Genomic DNA, 16763 nt, shown 5'->3' with positions numbered 1-16763 from the left:
GACACTGTATAAAAAAACAGTGTTTTATGCAAGCCCGCAATGCAGGCTGCGTTGTACACGGATAACTTCGGAGACAGCCGCGCCGGCGCGCACGCCCCGCCGGCCATCGGTCAGCAACATGCGAATTCTCATCGCCGAAGACGACAGCATACTCGCGGACGGCCTCACCCGGTCACTCCGCCAATCGGGCTATGCGGTCGACCACGTGAAGAACGGTATCGAGGCCGATACCGCGCTGTCGATGCAGTCCTTCGACCTGCTGATCCTCGATCTCGGGCTGCCCAGGATGTCCGGGCTCGACGTGCTGAAGCGCCTGCGCGCGCGCAATTCCAACCTCCCCGTGCTGATCCTGACCGCCGCCGACAGCGTCGACGAGCGTGTGAAAGGGCTCGACCTCGGCGCGGACGACTACATGGCCAAGCCGTTCGCGCTCAACGAGCTCGAGGCGCGCGTGCGCGCGCTGACCCGGCGCGGCGCGGGCGGCGGCCCGACCGTCGTGCGCCACGGCTCGCTCGCGTTCGACCAGGTCGGCCGCATCGCGTATGCGAACGAGCGCGTGCTCGATCTGTCCGCGCGCGAGCTCGGGCTGCTCGAAGTGCTGCTGCAGCGCATCGGCCGGCTCGTGTCGAAGGAGCAGCTCGTCGACCATCTGTGCGAATGGGGCGAGGAAGTCAGCAACAACGCGATCGAAGTGTACGTGCACCGGCTGCGCAAGAAGATCGAGCCGAGCGGCGTGCGGATTTCCACCGTGCGCGGCCTCGGCTACTGCCTCGAGAAAGTCGCGCCCGCGGCGCCGGCCGACGCGGCCGCGCCCCAGCCCGCGGCGGCCGGCACGCCGCTGCGCTGAACCCGGCCGTCGCCGCGATGGCCACGCCGGCCCATTCCCGCCATCCGACCGGCGAGCCATCGTCCGCCGCCGACGCCGTGCGCGACGCGCGCTACGAGAACCCGTTCGCGCCGCCCGACGAAACCGATACGCCCGAGGCCGCGCGCCCGCGCTCGCTGTTCGGCGAAATCCTCGACTGGATGCTCGCGCCGCTCCTGCTGCTGTGGCCGATGAGCATCGCCGTCACCTATCTCGTCGCGAAAACGATCGCGAACGGCCCGTTCGACCGCGCGCTCGAGACCAACGCGTACGTGCTCGCGCGGCAGATCCATCCGGTCAACGGCGTCGCCGAGCTGACGCTGCCGCAGCAGACGCGCGACTTCCTGCGCGCGGACAACGTCGACAGCGTTTACTTCCAGGTGCTCGGCACGCGCGGCGAGCTGGTCGCGGGCGAGGCCGACATGCCGCTGCCGCGCGACGAGGACCGCCCGCCGCCGGGCGTCGTCGTGTTCCGCGACGACCTGCTGCGCGGCAACGACGTGCGCGTCGCGTATACGACCGTCGCGCTGCCGGAGTCGAGCAGCACGCAGCCCGTGCTCGTGCAGGTCGGCGAGACGCTCGACAAGCGCAACGCGCTTGCGAACGACATCATCAAGGGCGTGATCCTGCCGCAGTTCGTGATCCTGCCGCTCGCGATCCTGCTCGTCTGGTTCGGGCTGTCGCGCGGGCTCGCGCCGCTCAACGCGCTGCAGGCGCACATCCGCGCGCGGCGGCCCGACGACCTGTCGCCCGTCGAGGCGCAGCGCGCGCCGCCCGAGATCGAGCCGCTCGTCACGTCGTTCAACGACCTGCTCGCGCGCCTCGAACAGAACATGGCGCTGCAGAAGCGCTTCATCGCCGACGCCGCGCACCAGATGAAGACGCCGCTCGCGGGGCTGCGCACGCAGGCCGAGTTCGCGTTGCGCCATCCCGTGCCGCCCGACGTCCAGCGTTCGCTCGAGCAGATCGCGACGAGCTCCGAGCAGGCCGCCCGGCTCGTCACGCAGCTGCTCGCGCTCGCGCGCGCCGAGAACCGCGCGAGCGGGCTGACCTTCGAGCCGGTCGAGATCGGGGCGCTCGCGCGCCGCACGGTGCGCGACTGGGTGCAGGCCGCGCTCGCGAAGCGCATGGACCTCGGCTACGAAGGCCCGGAGGACGATACGCCGCTCGACGTCGACGGCAATCCCGTGATGCTGCGCGAGATGCTCGGCAACCTGGTCGACAACGCGATCCGCTACACGCCCGAAGGCGGCCGCATCACCGTGCGCGTGCGGGCCGAGCCCGCGGCGCGGCGCGTGCATCTCGAAGTGGAGGATACGGGCCCCGGCATCCCGGCCGGCGAACGCGAGCGCGTGGTCGAGCGCTTCTACCGGATCCTCGGCCGCGAAGGCGACGGCAGCGGCCTCGGGCTCGCGATCGTGCGCGAGATCGCCGCGCAGCACGGCGGCACGCTGACGCTCGACGATCACGTCTATCAGAGCGCACCGCGCCTCGCTGGCACGCTCGTGCGCGTCAGCCTGCCGTTGTCGGATACCGCCCCGGATCGATCCTGATACGGGCGGATCCGAACCGCATACCGCCGCATACGCGCCGCGATCGCATCGAAACCGGCGTTTTACCGCCCTGCCGCGACACGATCGGGGCACGAAACGGCCGATTCGGCGCGGGTTAACGTGCAGTCGTTTTGCGCCCGCGAGTCAGTGCGCCGTAAGTTTCCGTGCCAATAATCGTCGACAGGCCCGCCCACCCAAGGCGGCCACACATCTATATCAAGGGACTTGGAGACGATTCATGGCAACGTTAGGCGGGCAAATTTCGCACTCGCCGATGACGGGCGAAGAGAAGAAGGTGATCTTCGCGTCGTCGCTCGGCACCGTGTTCGAGTGGTACGACTTTTACCTGGCCGGCTCACTCGCGGCCTACATCAGCAAGAGCTTCTTCTCCGGAGTCAATCCGACCGCGGCATTCATCTTCACGCTGCTCGGCTTCGCGGCCGGGTTCGCCGTGCGTCCGTTCGGCGCGATCGTGTTCGGCCGGCTCGGCGACCTCGTCGGCCGCAAGCACACGTTCCTCGTGACGATCGTGATCATGGGCATCTCGACCTTCGTGGTCGGCTTCCTGCCCGGCTACGCATCGATCGGCATCGCGGCGCCCGTGATCTTCATCGCGATGCGGCTGCTGCAGGGCCTCGCGCTCGGCGGCGAGTACGGCGGCGCGGCGACCTACGTCGCCGAGCATGCGCCGGCGAACCGCCGCGGCTTCTACACCGCGTGGATCCAGACGACCGCGACGCTCGGCCTGTTCCTGTCGCTGCTCGTGATCCTCGGCGTGCGCACCTTCATCGGCGAGGAAGCGTTCGGCAGCTGGGGCTGGCGCGTGCCGTTCGTCGCATCGATCGCGCTGCTCGCGGTGTCGGTGTGGATCCGGCTGCAGCTGAACGAATCGCCGGTGTTCCTGCGCATCAAGGCGGAAGGCAAGACGTCGAAGGCGCCGCTGACCGAAGCGTTCGGCCAGTGGAAGAACCTGAAGCTCGTGATCCTCGCGCTCGTCGGCCTGACCGCCGGCCAGGCCGTCGTGTGGTACACGGGCCAGTTCTACGCGCTGTTCTTCCTCACGCAGACGCTGAAGGTCGACGGCGCCAGCGCGAACATCCTGATCGCGATCGCCCTCCTGATCGGCACGCCGTTCTTCCTGTTCTTCGGCTCGCTGTCGGACAAGATCGGCCGCAAGCCGATCATCCTCGCGGGCTGCCTGATCGCGGCGCTCACCTACTTCCCGCTGTTCAAGGCGCTTACGCACTACGCGAACCCGCAACTCGAACTCGCGACGCAGAAGGCGCCGATCACGGTCCTCGCCGATCCGGCCGCCTGCTCGTTCCAGTTCAACCCGGTGGGCACGTCGAAGTTCACGAACTCGTGCGACATCGCGAAGAGCGCGCTCGCGAAGGCCGGCCTGAACTACGAGAACGTCGCGGCACCGGCTGGCACGACCGCGCAGATCAAGGTCGGCGATACGGTGATCCCCGCGTATGACGGCAAGGCGGCCGACGCGAAGGCGCAAGGCGCGGCGTTCGACAAGACGCTCGCGTCGACGCTGAAGGCGGCCGGCTACCCGGCCAAGGCCGACCCGGCGCAGCTCAACTGGCCGATGACGATCGTGATCCTGACGATCCTCGTGATCTACGTGACGATGGTCTACGGCCCGATCGCGGCGATGCTGGTCGAGATGTTCCCGACGCGGATCCGCTACACGTCGATGTCGCTGCCGTATCACATCGGCAACGGCTGGTTCGGCGGCTTCCTGCCGGCGACCGCATTCGCGATCGTCGCGGCGAAGGGCAACATCTACTCGGGGCTCTGGTATCCGATCGTGATCGCGCTGGCCACGTTCGTGATCGGTGTGCTGTTCGTCAAGGAGACGAAGGACTCCAATATCTACGCGCAGGATTGAGGTCGCGTAGCGGGCGGCGTCCCCGCCCGCTACACTGCCCGAACGGGCCGCCGGCAACTTTTTTCAGGGAAGATGAAAAAAGGTGTTGACAGCCCGGCGGCACATCAGCATAATTCAAGTCTTCGGCGAATTAGCTCAGTCGGTTAGAGCGACGGAATCATAATCCGCAGGTCCGGGGTTCGAGTCCCTGATTCGCCACCAATTGCGAAAAGCCGCTGCTCCGAAAGGATCAGCGGCTTTTTTCATTGCTCCGCGATCCGCGCGCGGCATCCATCGCCCTCCAGCCGACCACGCGGCGCCACGCACGCGACATCCAGCATCCGGTTCGCCCGAGTCGCGCATAGGCACGAGCGACCTCCGTCCTCCTCCTGCCAACCGAAATCCAGCGCCATTCATCACGCCGGGCCCATCCGTTCGGCCTCGCGAATCATCGTCGTCGACTACGTGCGTTACAGTGCGGTTCGAACGCCGAGCACCGACGGGCTCGCGGCCATCCCGATTTGATTCGAACCGAGGCAATCGGATCCGGTCGGCAACACAGATAACAACAATCCCATGACTGAACACAACGAATCGAAGCACGACCAGTCCGTTCGACGTACGCGAAAACCGTGGCTGGTGGCGGGCGTCGCGATCGCGGTCGCTGCATTTTTCGGCGCGCGCTTCATGACGACGCGAGACGATCTGGACAAGCGCACGATCGACGACATCCTGAAAGTCGCGCTCGCGGACAAGAACACCGCGCCAACGGACGCCTGCGTCGGCCTGGCCGGCGCCGAACTACCCGCGGACGTGAACGCGAAGGAATTGCTGAGAGTCGACGGTGTGGTGAGAAAGGACGTGCAGGCGTTGATCAACCGTGGCCTGATTACCGTGAAATTCAACGCGGGCCGGGGCAAGCCGACGATCAGAAATCCGGACTACGAGCCGCATGACACGAATGTCCCGCTGAGCCATATCGAGCTCACGCCGGCCGGCAAGGCGTTCTATCGGTACAGGGAATTCGAGAGCAAGGACGCGTCCGCTCCCGGCGGGAGTGTCCTGTACATGATCAATTTGTTCTGCGCGCACGTGACCTACGGCGGCGTCGAGAAATTCATCGAGCCGATGAAGAATCCGTTCGACGACAATCCGCACCTGGTTTCGTGGGTCAACTTCCTGTGGAAACCGGATCAGCATGCCACGCCGTGGCTGGCAGACCCGGACCTCATGGACTCCCTGTCGTTCTACCCCGAAAAGGATGGCTGGGCGCACAAGGGGATTCTCATCGAACGGGACGACAACGGACACTGGGCGCTCGGCGACAATCCGTACGCGATCCGCTGGTAGACGCGCCATTGCGCGGCACGGCTCACCAGCCTGACGACCGATGAAGACGAGACGAGGCGTTCACGACCTCACTCATCTTCATCGTCAACGCCCGGCAGCGTACCGCCGCCCTAAGCGACCACCGCCCCGCGCTGGGCGTCGGGTACCTCCGCCCGCACCTTCCCCCGCCAGTTCTCCCCGCCCTCCAGCGCCGGCGTCGACTCGAACAGCTCCGCGATCCAGTCCGCGAACACGCGAACCTTCTGCGACAGATGCCGGTTGTGCGGATACACGATCGAGATCGGCTTGGGCTTCGGATTGCAATCGGGCAGCACCTCGACCAGCGTGCCGTCGCGCAGGTTCGGCAGCACCATGAACAGCGTCGGCTGGATCATCCCGAACCCTTCGAGCCCGCACGTCACGTACGCATCCGAATCGTTCACGGTGACACTGCCGTTCATCCGCACCTCGACCGGCTTGCCCTCGATCATGAACACCCACGGAATCGCCCGCGCGCCGTGACTCGCGCGGAAATTCACCGCATGATGGTCGGCCAGGTCGGCGATCTCCTGCGGCTCGCCGTGACGCGCGAGATAGTCGGGCGACGCGCAGGTCACGCGCTTGAGCATGCCGATCCGCCGCGCGACCATCGACGAATCTTCGAGCGGCCCGACCCGGATCATGCAGTCGATGCCCTCCTCGACCGGATCCACGTAGCGGTCCGCCAGGCCGAGGTCGAGCGTGATGTCCGGATAGCGCTGCCGGAAGATCGACAGCGCCGGCAGCACGACGCGCCGCCCGAGCGAACTCGGCATGTGGACGCGCAGCACGCCGCTCGGCTTGCGGTTGCCGGTCTGGAAACTCGCGTCGGCTTCCGCGATCTCCGAGATGATCTTCACGCAGTGCTCGTAATACGCGGCGCCCTCCGGCGTCAGCGACAGCCGGCGCGTTGTCCGGTGCATCAGGCGCACGCCGAGCAGCGCCTCGAGATTCTGGATGATGGTCGTGACCGACGCGCGCGGCATCGCGAGCGTGTCGGCCGCGCGCGTGAAGCTGTTCGCGTCGACCACGCGGGTGAAAACTTCCATTGCCTGGATGCGGTCCATGCTGCGCCCCCCTTCGAATCGCCAACGGAACAGAATAGAGCGCGCAACGCGCGCGGCACAAGCCCCCGCCCATTGTTCTCCACGCCTGAACAGTCACGGCGTTTCGGATTGGAAAGTGATCGGGATTCGCGCAGTTCCGAACGTCGACGGCTCCGTCCCCGGTTGCCACGCGCGGCATGCTCGCCGCGCACCGGCACGTTACCGCACGAACCGCTCGCGATAGCCCTGCGGCGACACGCCGAGCACGCGCACGAAACTGCGCCGCAGCGTCTCTTCCGAACCGAAGCCGCACCGCGTGGCGATCCGTTTGACGGGCCACGCGGTTTCGCCGAGCAAGCGCTGCGCAGCCTCGACGCGAATCTGTTCGACCGCGCGCGCGGGCGTGCGGCCGGTCCCCGCGCGGTAGTGCCGCACGAAGCTGCGTTCGCTCATGCTGACGCGCTCGGCGAGCGCCGGCACCGACAAGTCGGCCGTCAGGTGCTCGGCGATCCACGCATGCAGTTCGCCGAAACGGTCGTCGGTGCGCTGCATCGACAGCATCGCGCTGAACTGCGCCTGCCCGCCCGGCCGCTTCAGGAACACGACGAGTTCGCGCGCGGCATCGAGCGCGATCGCCCGCCCGAGATCCTCCTCGACCAGCGCGAGCGCGAGATCGATGCCGGCCGTCACGCCGGCCGACGTCCACAGCGCGCCTTCGCGGATGAAGATCGGATCGGGCTCGACGCGCACGTTCGGATAGCGCGCGGCGAATTCGTCGCAGCGCGCCCAGTGCGTGACCGCGCGCCGCCCGTCGAGCAGGCCGGCCTCGGCGAGCAGGAACGCACCGGTGCAGACCGACGCGACACGTCGCGCGCGCTGCGCCTGCTGCCGGACCCAGCGCACCGTGCGCGCATCGCGCGACGCGGCCTGCACGCCCTTGCCGCCGGCCACGATCACCGTGTCGGGCCGCCCGGCCGAGCGCAGCGAATCGGCCATCACGACGAGCCCCGACGACGTCTCGACCGGCCCCGGCTCGGCGGCCACGACGCGCGGCGCATACGGCGCGGGCCGGCCGCGCTCCTGCGCGAGTTCGTTGACGGAGGCGAACACCTGCAGCGGCCCGGTCACGTCGAGCAACTGCGCACGGGGGAACGCGAGGATCAGGATCGAGCGCGGAGCGGCTGGCATGGCGATTGGCTGAAAACGTGGGCGATCTGGCAATTTCGCCAAACACTACGCGCCTAGAATCGATCTGTCCATCGTGCGCCGGCCGCGGCGCCTCCCCTTCCCTTCGGAGTGTTCGCATGACCCTGCATATCGGCTTTCTCGTGTTTCCGGGTGTCCAGCAACTCGATCTCACCGGCCCGCACGACGTGCTCGCATCGCTGCCCGACGCGGCGGTTCATCTGGTCTGGAAATCGCGCGACACCGTCGCGTCGAGCAGCGGCCTCGCGCTCGCGCCGACCTGCACGTTCGACGACTGCCCGCCGCTCGACGTCATCTGCGTGCCCGGCGGAATCGGGATCAACGAACTGCTGCTCGATGCCGAAACGATCGCGTTCGTGCAGCAGCGCGCGGCCGCCGCGCGCTACGTGACGTCGGTCTGCACGGGCGCGCTGCTGCTCGGCGTGGCCGGCCTGCTGCGCGGCCGCCGCGCGACGACGCACTGGGCGTTTCATGCGCTGCTCGCGCCGCTCGGTGCGGTGCCCGTGCGCGAACGCGTGGTGCGCGACGGCAACCTGATCACCGGCGGCGGCGTGACGGCCGGCATCGACTTCGCATTGACGATCGCCGCCGAACTGGTCGGCGACGAAGAGGCGCAGGCGATCCAGCTCGCGCTCGAATATGCGCCCGCGCCGCCGTTCGATGCAGGCTCGCCGGATACCGCGCCGGCATCGGTCCTGAAGCGCGTGACCGAGCGTTCGGCTGCGGGGCTGGAGAAGCGGAAGCAGACGATCGACGCAGCCTTGCGCGCGATGTCGCGCTGATCCCCGGTACACGGAAACCGGCGCGCGGCCGTGCAGCCTGCCCGCGCTCCGCAGCCTTCAAATTCACGGACCGGACCTACCGATGAACATCATCCGCAGCACCGCGTTCACCGCACAGCGCGCATGGGGCGCGCTGGACATCGCGAACCTGAACGGCATCACGGTCCGCCTGCACTGGACCGATCAGCCGTACCGGTGGCACGTGAACGACGGCGAGGAAGTCTTTGCGGTGCTCGACGGCCGCGTCGAGATGCGTTACCGCGAAGCAGGCATCGAGCACGCGACGGTGCTCGAAACGGGAGACGTCTTCCATGCGACGGTCGGCACCGAACATGTCGCGCATCCGCTCGGAGAAGCGCGCATTCTGGTGATCGAGACCGCAGGCAGCGTCTGACGACGGGCGGCGCGCCGCGCGCGTCGCACGGAGTCGACGGGCATCAGCCCGAGATGGTGCCCGTCCCCTGCGACGGGATCAGCTTCGGCTGCGGCGCGCACAGGCACTGGCACAGGTCGTGTTCGAGCGCGACGACCTTGCCCATCACGGTCATCGTCCGCTCGCCGCCATCGGAGACGATCACCCCCTGGGTCTTGCACGCGGCGCAGAACACAGGCGCGCCGAGATAGGCAAGCTCGCGGCCGTCGAACGACGAATTGGCGATCCCGTCGAGCACGACGCCGCCGTGATCGGTCGTGTCGCCCTTCAGAATGAATTTGCGGCTCATGGTTCGGCTCTCCCTCGGAAACGCCGCGCAGCACGGCGTCGGGCCGCGTGCGGGCAGTCGGTATCCGCCCGTCGGTCGCGGGCGTTTCGCGAGGATATCACCGCGCAGCCGCTCGCCGTCGCCCTGATCAGAACTTGTGGCGCATGCCGATCCGCGCCTGGAACTGCCGGTCGTTCGCGGAGGCGCCGGGGCCGTTGATCGCCGCGACCGCCGCATGCCCGGTCGAGTCGGTGCCCGACGCACGCTGGAACACGGCGCTCACGTAGACGTCGGTGCGCTTCGACAGGAAATAGTCGAGCCCCGCGGCAACCTGGTGATACGTCGCGCCGTCGCGACCGTCCACGCCGCCGCCGCGCGTGTAGTCGTACGCCACGCCGCCGAACAGGTAAGGCGTGAACTGATAGCGCACGCTCGCCTCGGCGTTGTTGAACACCGCGTTGCCGGACACTCCACCCGGATTCGGCCCGGACGACAGATCGCCGAGCTGGCGAAACGACGTGTTCGTGTACATCGCGCCGAGCGTCACCGCGCCGATCGCATAGGTGCCGCCGAGCGCCACGACCTGCAACGTGCGCGCCGACGCATAGCCCGAATACGCCGGCGACAGCATGTTGTTGCCCGGCACGCCGCCCACGGTCGGCGCGGGGCTGCCGGTCGTGCCGAAGAACGACACGTTCGGGTTGCGCGCATTCAGGTAGCCGGCCGCCACCGCGAGCGGCCCGCGCGTGTAGCCGGCCGTGGCCGACCACACCTGGTTGCGCGTCGTCGCGCCCGCCACGCCGCCGACCCCGTACATCGCGGCGACGCGCAACCCGCCGTAGTCGTTGCTGGTGAACTTGATCGCGTTGTTGGTCGAGTTCGCGTTGTTCACGTTGTCGAGGTCGCCGGGGTGCGCGACCATGTAGCCGCCGAACAGCGCAGCGGCCTCGAGCGGGCCGAGGAAGTCGACGTTGGTGTCGTACTGCCGCCCGAGCGTGACGGTGCCGAGCGGTCCCGACAGCCCGACGAACGCCTTCTTGCCGAAGATCAGCCCGCCCTGCCCGAGCTTGCCGGTGCTCGGATCGAACCCGTTCTCGAGCGTGAAGACGGCCTTCAGCCCGCCGCCGAGATCCTCGCTGCCACGCAGCCCCCAGCGGCTCGCCTGCTGCACGCCGCCGAGCATCCGCAGCGCGGGCTTGCCGCTTGCCACGCCGTTCGCGCCGGTCACCGCGACGTTGCTCGAGTAAGTCAGCCCTTCATCGATAATGCCGTACAGCGTGACGCTGCTCTGTGCGTGCGCCGCACCCGCGATCAGCGCGACGCCCGCGCCTGCCAACAGCCGTTTTTTCATCGAGAGATCTCCATTGCGCGGGTCGAATGGCCAAACGCAGGCGTGCGCGCCCCCCGCAGGCGCGCGGCCTGCCGGCACGGACCGGAACGGTCCGCTATCAGCCGGGAAAAGTGGTCAGCGCAGCGCGTCGGCGACGACGGGCGGCAGCGTCCGGCAACGGCCGGCCGCGACTTCGTACGCATGGCCGAACTGGAGCACGCCCCAGTCGTCGCGGTAGCGGCCGACGATCTGCATGCCGATCGGCAAGCCGGTCGCGGAGAAACCGCACGGCACGGACAGGATCGGCGCCTCGGTCGACGACAGCAGCCAGCACACGCGCATCCAGTCGATGTAGGTCGTGTTCGCGATGCCGAGCACGTCGGCGGGCACGCGCAGCGCGGCGTCGAACGGCATCACCTGCGTCGTCGGCAGCACGTAGAACGCATAGCGCTGCATGAACGCACGCATCCGGTCGAACAGCCGTGTCTTGCGCACGAACATGCGGCCGAGATCCGCGGCCGAGAGCGACCGATGCAGCCGGTATTCGTCGAGGAGTTCGGGCTTCAGCGCGGCACGCTGCCGTTCGTCGAAGCCGTCGACCAGCGTGCCGATCATCCAGGCACGCTCGATGCGGAATACTTCTTCGGCCTCCGAAAGATCGGGATCGTCGAATTCGACTTCGCAGCCGAGCGACGCGAACACGCGCGCCTGCGCATCGACGGCGCGCCGGATCTCCGGATCGACCGGCACGCCGGGCAAGCCGCGCGACATCGCGATGCGCGTGCCGCGGAAATCGCGTTCGAGCGGCTGCGCGAAGCGCGCGCCCGGCTCCGCGATTTCAGTCGCGGTTTCGCCGCTCGGCCCGGCGATCGCGGACAGCAGCAGCGCGGTGTCGGCGACGTCGCGCGCCATCGGCCCGTCGACGCCGAGCGTCGCCCAGCCGTTCAGGTCCGGCGCGCGCGGCACGCGGCCCGGCGACGGCCGCAGCCCGACCACGCTGTTCCACGCGGCCGGGTTGCGCAGCGAGCCGCCCATGTCGCTGCCGCATGCGAGCGGATTCATCCCGCAGGCGAGCGCCGCGGCAGCGCCGCCGCTGCTGCCGCCCGCGGAACGCGTCAGGTCCCACGGGTTGCGGGTCGCGCCGAACACCTCGTTGAACGTATGCGAGCCGGCGCCGAATTCCGGCGTGTTCGACTTGCCGATCATCAGCGCGCCGGCACTCGCGCAGCGGCGCACGATCAGCGCGTCGTGCTGCGGCACGTGATCGGCGAACAGCGGCGAGCCGAAGGTCGTGCGCACGCCGCGCGTCGCGGTCAGGTCCTTCTGCGACACCGGCAGCCCGTGCAGCGGCCCCACCCATTCGCCGCGCGCCCAGCGTGCGTCGATCTCGCGTGCGCGGGCACGCAGCGCATCGGGATCGACGACGGTGACGAGCGCGTTCACGCGCGGGTTGACCGTCGCGATGCGCGCGAGATGCGCATCGAGCAGGTCGCACGCGCTGATCTGCCGCGCCTTCAGCAGATCGAGCATGGTGCGTGCGGGCAGGTCGCACAGGTCGCCGGCGGCGACGTCGGCCGGCGACGACGAAAACGAAACGGTGGTGGTCATGGGGCGAATGGAAGAAAAGGAAGATCGGTCAGTCATCCTGAGCGCTTCGATCGGACGCAAACGCGAGCGCGACGAGCGACAGCACGCCGCAGACGATCACGTACCACGCCGGCGCGGCCGGATTGCCGGTCGCCCCGATCAGCCAGGTGACGATGAACTGCGCGAAGCCGCCGAAGATCGACACGCCGCCCGCATACGCGATCGACAGCGCGGTCGCCCGCGTGCTCTTCGGAAACAGCTCCGCGAGGATCACGCCGTTCGCGCCGGCATTGATCGAGTGCAGCGCGGCGAGCAGCATCACGACCGCGTACATCGTCGCGATCGACGGCACCGCGCGGATCAGCCAGAAGCCCGGCAGGATCAGCACGGTCAGCGCGACACGCGTCCACAGCGCGACGCGCTTGCTGCCGGTGCGGTCCGACAGCCGTCCGCCGATCGGCGCGGCGACGAACATCACCGCGCCGGACAGGATGCCGCACCACAACGCGGTATCCATCGGCAGGTGCAGCACGCGGATCGCGTACGTCGACATGTAATAGAGGACGATGAAGTGCGCCGCGGTGCCGCCGACCACGAGGCCGAGCGCGGTCAGCACGGCGCCGCCGTCGCGCCGCAGCACGGTGCCGAGTACCGCGGACGGGCGCCGCGCGGCCGCGGCCGGCGCGTGCTGCTCGATCGCATTGAAGCGCGCGCGCAGATACAGGCCGACCGGCGCGATCAGCACGCCGGCGAGGAACGGCACGCGCCAGCCCCACGATTCGAGCGCGGCGGGGGCGAGGAAATGCGACAGCAGGAAGCCGACCAACGAGCCGGCCAGCGCCGCGGCGCCCTGGCTCGCGAACTGCCAGCTCGTGTAGTAGCCGCGCTCGCCGGGCGGCGCGCGTTCGGCGAGCAGCGACGTCGACACGCCGACCTCGCCGCCGGCCGAAAAGCCCTGCAGCAGCCTGGCGAGCACGACCAGCACGGGCGCCGCGATGCCGATCTGCGCATAGGTCGGCAGAATGCCGATCATCCCGGTGCCGAGCGCCATCGTGACGAGCGTGAGGTTCATTGCCGGCACGCGGCCGAAGCGGTCGGCCACGAGCCCGATCACGACGCCGCCGACCGGCCGCGCGATGAAGCCGACGCCGAACGTCGCGACCGACATCAGCAATTGCTGCTGCGCGGACGCGGCCGGAAAGAACAGTTTGCCGAGCAGCACCGCGAAGAAGCTGAACACGGTGAGATCGAAGAATTCGAGGCCGTTGCCGATCGTGATCGCGACGATCAGCTGGCGATTGGACGGGGATGCGGCAACGTCGCCGACATGCCCGCCGAACATGCTGTCCGCTCGGGGCGCCTTCATGAAGATGAGTCTCCGTACTGGTTATGCGGGTCTGGTGCGCGGCCCGTTCGACGGCCTGCGCATGCAGTCTAGGCATTCAAAATACGCAGCCCGGAGCGACATTTTCCGATCGTGATAACGCCCGGTTATCGCGTGCTTTTCGCGCGCCGCCGCGGTGTAGGATGCGAAGGTCGCCACTGCCGCCGCGCCCTGCCACGCCGTGAAACACCACCAGCTCCGGGCGCTTGCCGCCATTGCCGAACACGGCAGCCTGCGCGCCGCCGCGCGCGCGATCCACCTGTCGCAGCCCGCGCTCACGAAAGCGATCCGCGAACTCGAGCAGGACCTCGGCGTGCCGCTCGTCACGCGCAACGCGCGCGGCGCGCAGCTCACGCGCTTCGGGCAGGCCGTCTATGCGCGTGCGCGCCTGATCCTCGCGGAGATGCAGCACGCGCGCGACGACGTGATCCAGCTTTCAGGCGGCAAGGAAGGCGCGCTCGCGTGCGCGCTGACGCCGCTGATGTCGCTCGGCTTCCTGCCGGCCGCGCTCGACGCGTTTCGGCAGCGGATGCCGACGATCCGCCTCGACGTGCGCGAAGGCTTTCTCGACACGGCGCTGCCGCGCCTGCGCGACGGCTCGCTCGACTTCGTGATCGCGATCGTCGATGCGACGCGGCTGTCACCCGAATTCGCGTTCCGGCCGCTGCTCGAATCGGAGCTGATCCTGATGACGCGCGCGAGCAATCCGCTGCGCCACTGCACGTCGCTCGCGCAGCTGCAGGACGCGCAGTGGGTGCTGAACACGTCGCCGGAAAGCATCGGCCGGCTGCTGCAGAACGTGTTCGTCGCGCACGGCTACCGGGCGCCGCAGCCGATCGTCGAATGCACGTCGTTCAGCGCGGCGTTCTCGCTGTCGGTGCACACCGACACCGTGTCGTGCGTGCCGAAGCATTTCATGGAAGTCGACTGGATCCGGGAACGGATGGTCACGATCGACGTGAAGGAGACGATTCCGACCGTGTCGGCCGGCGTGCTGACGCGCCGCGACGCGCTCAACACGGTCGCGTGCGACTACCTGATCCACTGCTTCGTCGAGGCCGTGCGGCGGCACGATCCCGCGAAGCTGCTGTGGCGATAGCGACGCGTCTGATTTGATTCGGCCTGCATTGATCATATCGATCGTTTTATACGAAAACTTTTCACGCATTTTCGTACATTTACTAAATACAGACCGATAAAATAGGTTTATATCGAGCGGAATACGAAAATAATTCCGCCGAACCCGCATCCGCCCAACCGCTTATTCTGAAACCAATCAGGCAGCCGATCAACACACCATTTCATAATACTTATTCGTTAAAACGAGTCGTTCAAGCCAATCCGTCGAAGAATAAAATTCAATAAACCAATTTCTGGTCTTCGATAAAAAAATGGACGAATTCCTCCCAATGCGGCTGTTCATCAAGGTCGCCGAACTCCACAGTTTCGCGCGCGCGGCGACGGAACTGAACATCTCCAACTCGTCGGCCACGCGCCTCGTGATGGGCATCGAGGACCGGCTCGGCGCACGCCTGCTGAACCGCACGACGCGCAGCCTGTCGCTGACCGACGCCGGTCATCTGTACCTCGCCCAGATCCGTCACGTGATCGAGGAAATCGACCGCGTCGAGGAAACGATCGCGTCGATGCACCACGAGCCGATCGGGTCGCTGAAGATCGCCGCGCCGGTGATGTTCGGCATGCACGTGCTCGCCCCTGCGATCGACGTGTTCAAGGCGCGGCATCCGGCCATCGTGCCGGAGGTCACGATGCTGGACCGCCATGTCGACCTCGTGTCGGAGGGCTTCGACGTCGGGCTGCTGCTGTCGCAGCACATCGGCAACAACACGCTGGTGAAACGCCCGCTCACGCGCCTGAAGCGGATCGTCTGCGCGGCGCCGTCGTATATCGAACGGCACGGTGCGCCGGCCCATCCTCACGACCTCGCATCCCACGCGTGCCTCGCGTTCCATGCCGACTTCGCGGGCGAGCACCTGTCGTTCGACCCGGGTTCCGCGTGTGTCACCGTGCGCCCGAACAAGTCCGCGTCGTCGAACAACATCGGGCTGATCCGCAACTGGGCGCTCGCCGGCATGGGCATCGCGGTGCTGCCGGACTTCCTCGCCGCACCGGATCTCGCCGCCGGCCGGCTGCGCGAACTGCTCGCCGACTATCGGCTCGAGGAACTCGAGATGAACGTCGTGTACCCGAGCCGGCGCCATTTTCCTCGCAAGGCGCGGCTTTTCATCGATCACCTGATCGATCATTTCGTCAGGTGAATGAAAGGCTGTAATCACGTGCCATTTTTACCAACGCCGGCGACGCCGTACGACCAGCGCCTCGGTTATTCGACGCTTCCCGCATTCCAGCAGCAGCTGCTCGCGCGCGGCTTCGTCATCGGCAAGCAGGTGCGCGATTCGGTCGTGCGACCAGCTGATCCACTGCTTCGTCGAGACCGCGCGGCGGCACGATCCCGCGAAGCGGCCATCGCGATAGCGACCTGCTCAGACGAACAGCGCGACGCATAGCGCGGCGCCGCACAGATACGTGCCGAGCGCGCCGATGAAACGCAGGGGATTCGGCCTGGCCATGGTCGGCCACGCGAGCAATCCGATCACGAGCAGGCAGCGGCACGCGGTTGCCGCGACGATCAACGAGACGATCGCGCGCGATGGGTCGTGTGCGCCGAAATATAGAAACAGCACCGCGAGAAACGGTGCGTATTCGGCCGTGTTGCCATGCGCGCGCACGATCTTGTGCAATCCGTCGGTCGGATCGGACGCACACCCGGAATTGGTGGTACGCCGGAAGCGCGTGACGGACACGACCAGGCCGAGCCCGAACAGCAGCAACCCCAGGATCGCCGTGCAAACGAGCGCGACGGGATGAATCGACATGGCACCCCCGGCGAAAACGGACATGCGCCGCATATCCGGCGATCGTACCTGCGGCCCGTGCATCCGGCTATCTCGGAAACTCGTAGCTTCGTCGCGCATCGCGCCATGACTTCGGCAATACGATCGGACCCGATTTGTCGCGATTTCGCAATGCACAAGGCCGGTGCG

The 16763-nt window shown here is 67.5% G+C and carries 15 protein-coding genes and 1 tRNA gene; 9 read left to right on the top strand and 7 right to left on the bottom strand.

The window, feature by feature from the left end; translation table 11 throughout:
- Positions 1–118: 118 nt before the first annotated feature.
- The 5 genes from U4Z31_RS02635 to U4Z31_RS02615 all read left to right on the top strand — a co-directional run bounded on the left by U4Z31_RS02635 (position 119) and on the right by U4Z31_RS02615 (position 5644).
- Entirely contained in the window at positions 119–847 is a 729-nt protein-coding gene (locus tag U4Z31_RS02635; protein WP_321809357.1) for a response regulator transcription factor, read from the top strand.
- A gap of 17 nt (positions 848–864) precedes the next feature.
- Positions 865–2418 carry a sensor histidine kinase gene (locus tag U4Z31_RS02630; RefSeq protein WP_321809356.1) on the top strand — a complete coding sequence of 518 codons (1554 nt, stop codon included), beginning with the start codon at positions 865–867 and terminating at the stop codon, positions 2416–2418.
- Positions 2419–2656: 238 nt separating this feature from the next.
- Positions 2657–4315, top strand: coding sequence for an MFS transporter (locus U4Z31_RS02625; protein WP_124486914.1), 1659 nt, complete (start codon positions 2657–2659; stop codon positions 4313–4315).
- Between the two features lie 124 nt (positions 4316–4439).
- A tRNA-Met gene (locus tag U4Z31_RS02620) sits at positions 4440–4516 on the top strand.
- Positions 4517–4933: 417 nt separating this feature from the next.
- Positions 4934–5644: a hypothetical protein gene (locus tag U4Z31_RS02615; RefSeq protein ID WP_124522792.1), complete on the top strand. Its 711-nt coding sequence runs from the start codon at positions 4934–4936 to the stop codon at positions 5642–5644.
- A 110-nt stretch (positions 5645–5754) separates the two neighbouring features.
- Here the strand turns inward: U4Z31_RS02615 and U4Z31_RS02610 are convergent, their stop codons facing one another.
- Together U4Z31_RS02610 and U4Z31_RS02605 are read right to left on the bottom strand one after the other, a co-directional pair.
- Positions 5755–6729 carry a LysR family transcriptional regulator gene (locus U4Z31_RS02610; protein WP_321809355.1) on the bottom strand — a complete coding sequence of 325 codons (975 nt, stop codon included), beginning with the start codon at positions 6727–6729 and terminating at the stop codon, positions 5755–5757.
- 198 nt (positions 6730–6927) lie between these two features.
- A complete protein-coding gene (locus tag U4Z31_RS02605; RefSeq protein ID WP_321809354.1) occupies positions 6928–7896 on the bottom strand; it encodes a GlxA family transcriptional regulator in 969 nt (322 codons plus the stop codon).
- A gap of 116 nt (positions 7897–8012) precedes the next feature.
- Between U4Z31_RS02605 and U4Z31_RS02600 the strand changes: the two genes are divergently transcribed.
- Both U4Z31_RS02600 and U4Z31_RS02595 read left to right on the top strand, forming a co-directional pair.
- Positions 8013–8696 (top strand): DJ-1/PfpI family protein, encoded by a 684-nt coding sequence (locus U4Z31_RS02600; RefSeq protein ID WP_044844529.1) that lies wholly within the window; start codon positions 8013–8015, stop codon positions 8694–8696.
- 82 nt (positions 8697–8778) lie between these two features.
- Positions 8779–9090 carry a cupin gene (locus U4Z31_RS02595; RefSeq protein ID WP_124486910.1) on the top strand — a complete coding sequence of 104 codons (312 nt, stop codon included), beginning with the start codon at positions 8779–8781 and terminating at the stop codon, positions 9088–9090.
- 43 nt (positions 9091–9133) lie between these two features.
- On the opposite strand, the gene U4Z31_RS02590 is transcribed toward U4Z31_RS02595, so the two are convergent.
- From U4Z31_RS02590 to U4Z31_RS02575, 4 genes are all read right to left on the bottom strand, one after another.
- Positions 9134–9418, bottom strand: coding sequence for a PAAR domain-containing protein (locus U4Z31_RS02590; protein ID WP_044844531.1), 285 nt, complete (start codon positions 9416–9418; stop codon positions 9134–9136).
- Positions 9419–9545: 127 nt separating this feature from the next.
- On the bottom strand, positions 9546–10748 hold the full coding sequence (locus U4Z31_RS02585) for a porin (protein ID WP_321809353.1): 1203 nt from the start codon (positions 10746–10748) through the stop codon (positions 9546–9548).
- Between the two features lie 114 nt (positions 10749–10862).
- Positions 10863–12335, bottom strand: coding sequence for an amidase (locus U4Z31_RS02580; protein ID WP_321809352.1), 1473 nt, complete (start codon positions 12333–12335; stop codon positions 10863–10865).
- Positions 12336–12363: 28 nt separating this feature from the next.
- Entirely contained in the window at positions 12364–13680 is a 1317-nt protein-coding gene (locus tag U4Z31_RS02575; protein ID WP_321809351.1) for an MFS transporter, read from the bottom strand.
- A gap of 199 nt (positions 13681–13879) precedes the next feature.
- On the opposite strand from U4Z31_RS02575, the gene U4Z31_RS02570 reads away from it, so the two are divergent.
- Together U4Z31_RS02570 and U4Z31_RS02565 are read left to right on the top strand one after the other, a co-directional pair.
- Positions 13880–14797, top strand: a complete 918-nt coding sequence (locus tag U4Z31_RS02570; RefSeq protein WP_321809350.1) for a LysR substrate-binding domain-containing protein — start codon at positions 13880–13882, stop codon at positions 14795–14797.
- 292 nt (positions 14798–15089) lie between these two features.
- Positions 15090–15977, top strand: coding sequence for a LysR family transcriptional regulator (locus tag U4Z31_RS02565; protein ID WP_321809349.1), 888 nt, complete (start codon positions 15090–15092; stop codon positions 15975–15977).
- A 225-nt stretch (positions 15978–16202) separates the two neighbouring features.
- On the opposite strand, the gene U4Z31_RS02560 is transcribed toward U4Z31_RS02565, so the two are convergent.
- Complete coding sequence (locus tag U4Z31_RS02560; RefSeq protein WP_321809415.1) at positions 16203–16595, bottom strand: MAPEG family protein; 393 nt, start codon at positions 16593–16595, stop codon at positions 16203–16205.
- Positions 16596–16763: the final 168 nt, after the last annotated feature.

It is taken from the genome of Burkholderia sp. BCC1985 (assembly GCF_905339915.1).
Lineage (GTDB): Bacteria > Pseudomonadota > Gammaproteobacteria > Burkholderiales > Burkholderiaceae > Burkholderia.
Note: the sequence above shows the minus strand (reverse complement) of the source record. Positions and strands in the feature narration are given on the sequence as shown.

What these genes read in the sequence shown, in the direction of transcription:
- U4Z31_RS02635 (WP_321809357.1), top strand. Translation starts at nt 119, where the DNA reads ATGCGAATTCTCATCGCCGAAGACGACAGCATACTCGCGGACGGCCTC.
- U4Z31_RS02630 (WP_321809356.1), top strand. Translation starts at nt 865, where the DNA reads ATGGCCACGCCGGCCCATTCCCGCCATCCGACCGGCGAGCCATCGTCC.
- U4Z31_RS02625 (WP_124486914.1), top strand. Translation starts at nt 2,657, where the DNA reads ATGGCAACGTTAGGCGGGCAAATTTCGCACTCGCCGATGACGGGCGAA.
- U4Z31_RS02610 (WP_321809355.1), bottom strand. Translation starts at nt 6,729, where the DNA reads ATGGACCGCATCCAGGCAATGGAAGTTTTCACCCGCGTGGTCGACGCG.
- U4Z31_RS02605 (WP_321809354.1), bottom strand. Translation starts at nt 7,896, where the DNA reads ATGCCAGCCGCTCCGCGCTCGATCCTGATCCTCGCGTTCCCCCGTGCG.
- U4Z31_RS02600 (WP_044844529.1), top strand. Translation starts at nt 8,013, where the DNA reads ATGACCCTGCATATCGGCTTTCTCGTGTTTCCGGGTGTCCAGCAACTC.
- U4Z31_RS02595 (WP_124486910.1), top strand. Translation starts at nt 8,779, where the DNA reads ATGAACATCATCCGCAGCACCGCGTTCACCGCACAGCGCGCATGGGGC.
- U4Z31_RS02590 (WP_044844531.1), bottom strand. Translation starts at nt 9,418, where the DNA reads ATGAGCCGCAAATTCATTCTGAAGGGCGACACGACCGATCACGGCGGC.
- U4Z31_RS02585 (WP_321809353.1), bottom strand. Translation starts at nt 10,748, where the DNA reads ATGAAAAAACGGCTGTTGGCAGGCGCGGGCGTCGCGCTGATCGCGGGT.
- U4Z31_RS02580 (WP_321809352.1), bottom strand. Translation starts at nt 12,335, where the DNA reads ATGACCACCACCGTTTCGTTTTCGTCGTCGCCGGCCGACGTCGCCGCC.
- U4Z31_RS02575 (WP_321809351.1), bottom strand. Translation starts at nt 13,680, where the DNA reads ATGAAGGCGCCCCGAGCGGACAGCATGTTCGGCGGGCATGTCGGCGAC.
- U4Z31_RS02565 (WP_321809349.1), top strand. Translation starts at nt 15,090, where the DNA reads ATGGACGAATTCCTCCCAATGCGGCTGTTCATCAAGGTCGCCGAACTC.
- U4Z31_RS02560 (WP_321809415.1), bottom strand. Translation starts at nt 16,595, where the DNA reads ATGTCGATTCATCCCGTCGCGCTCGTTTGCACGGCGATCCTGGGGTTG.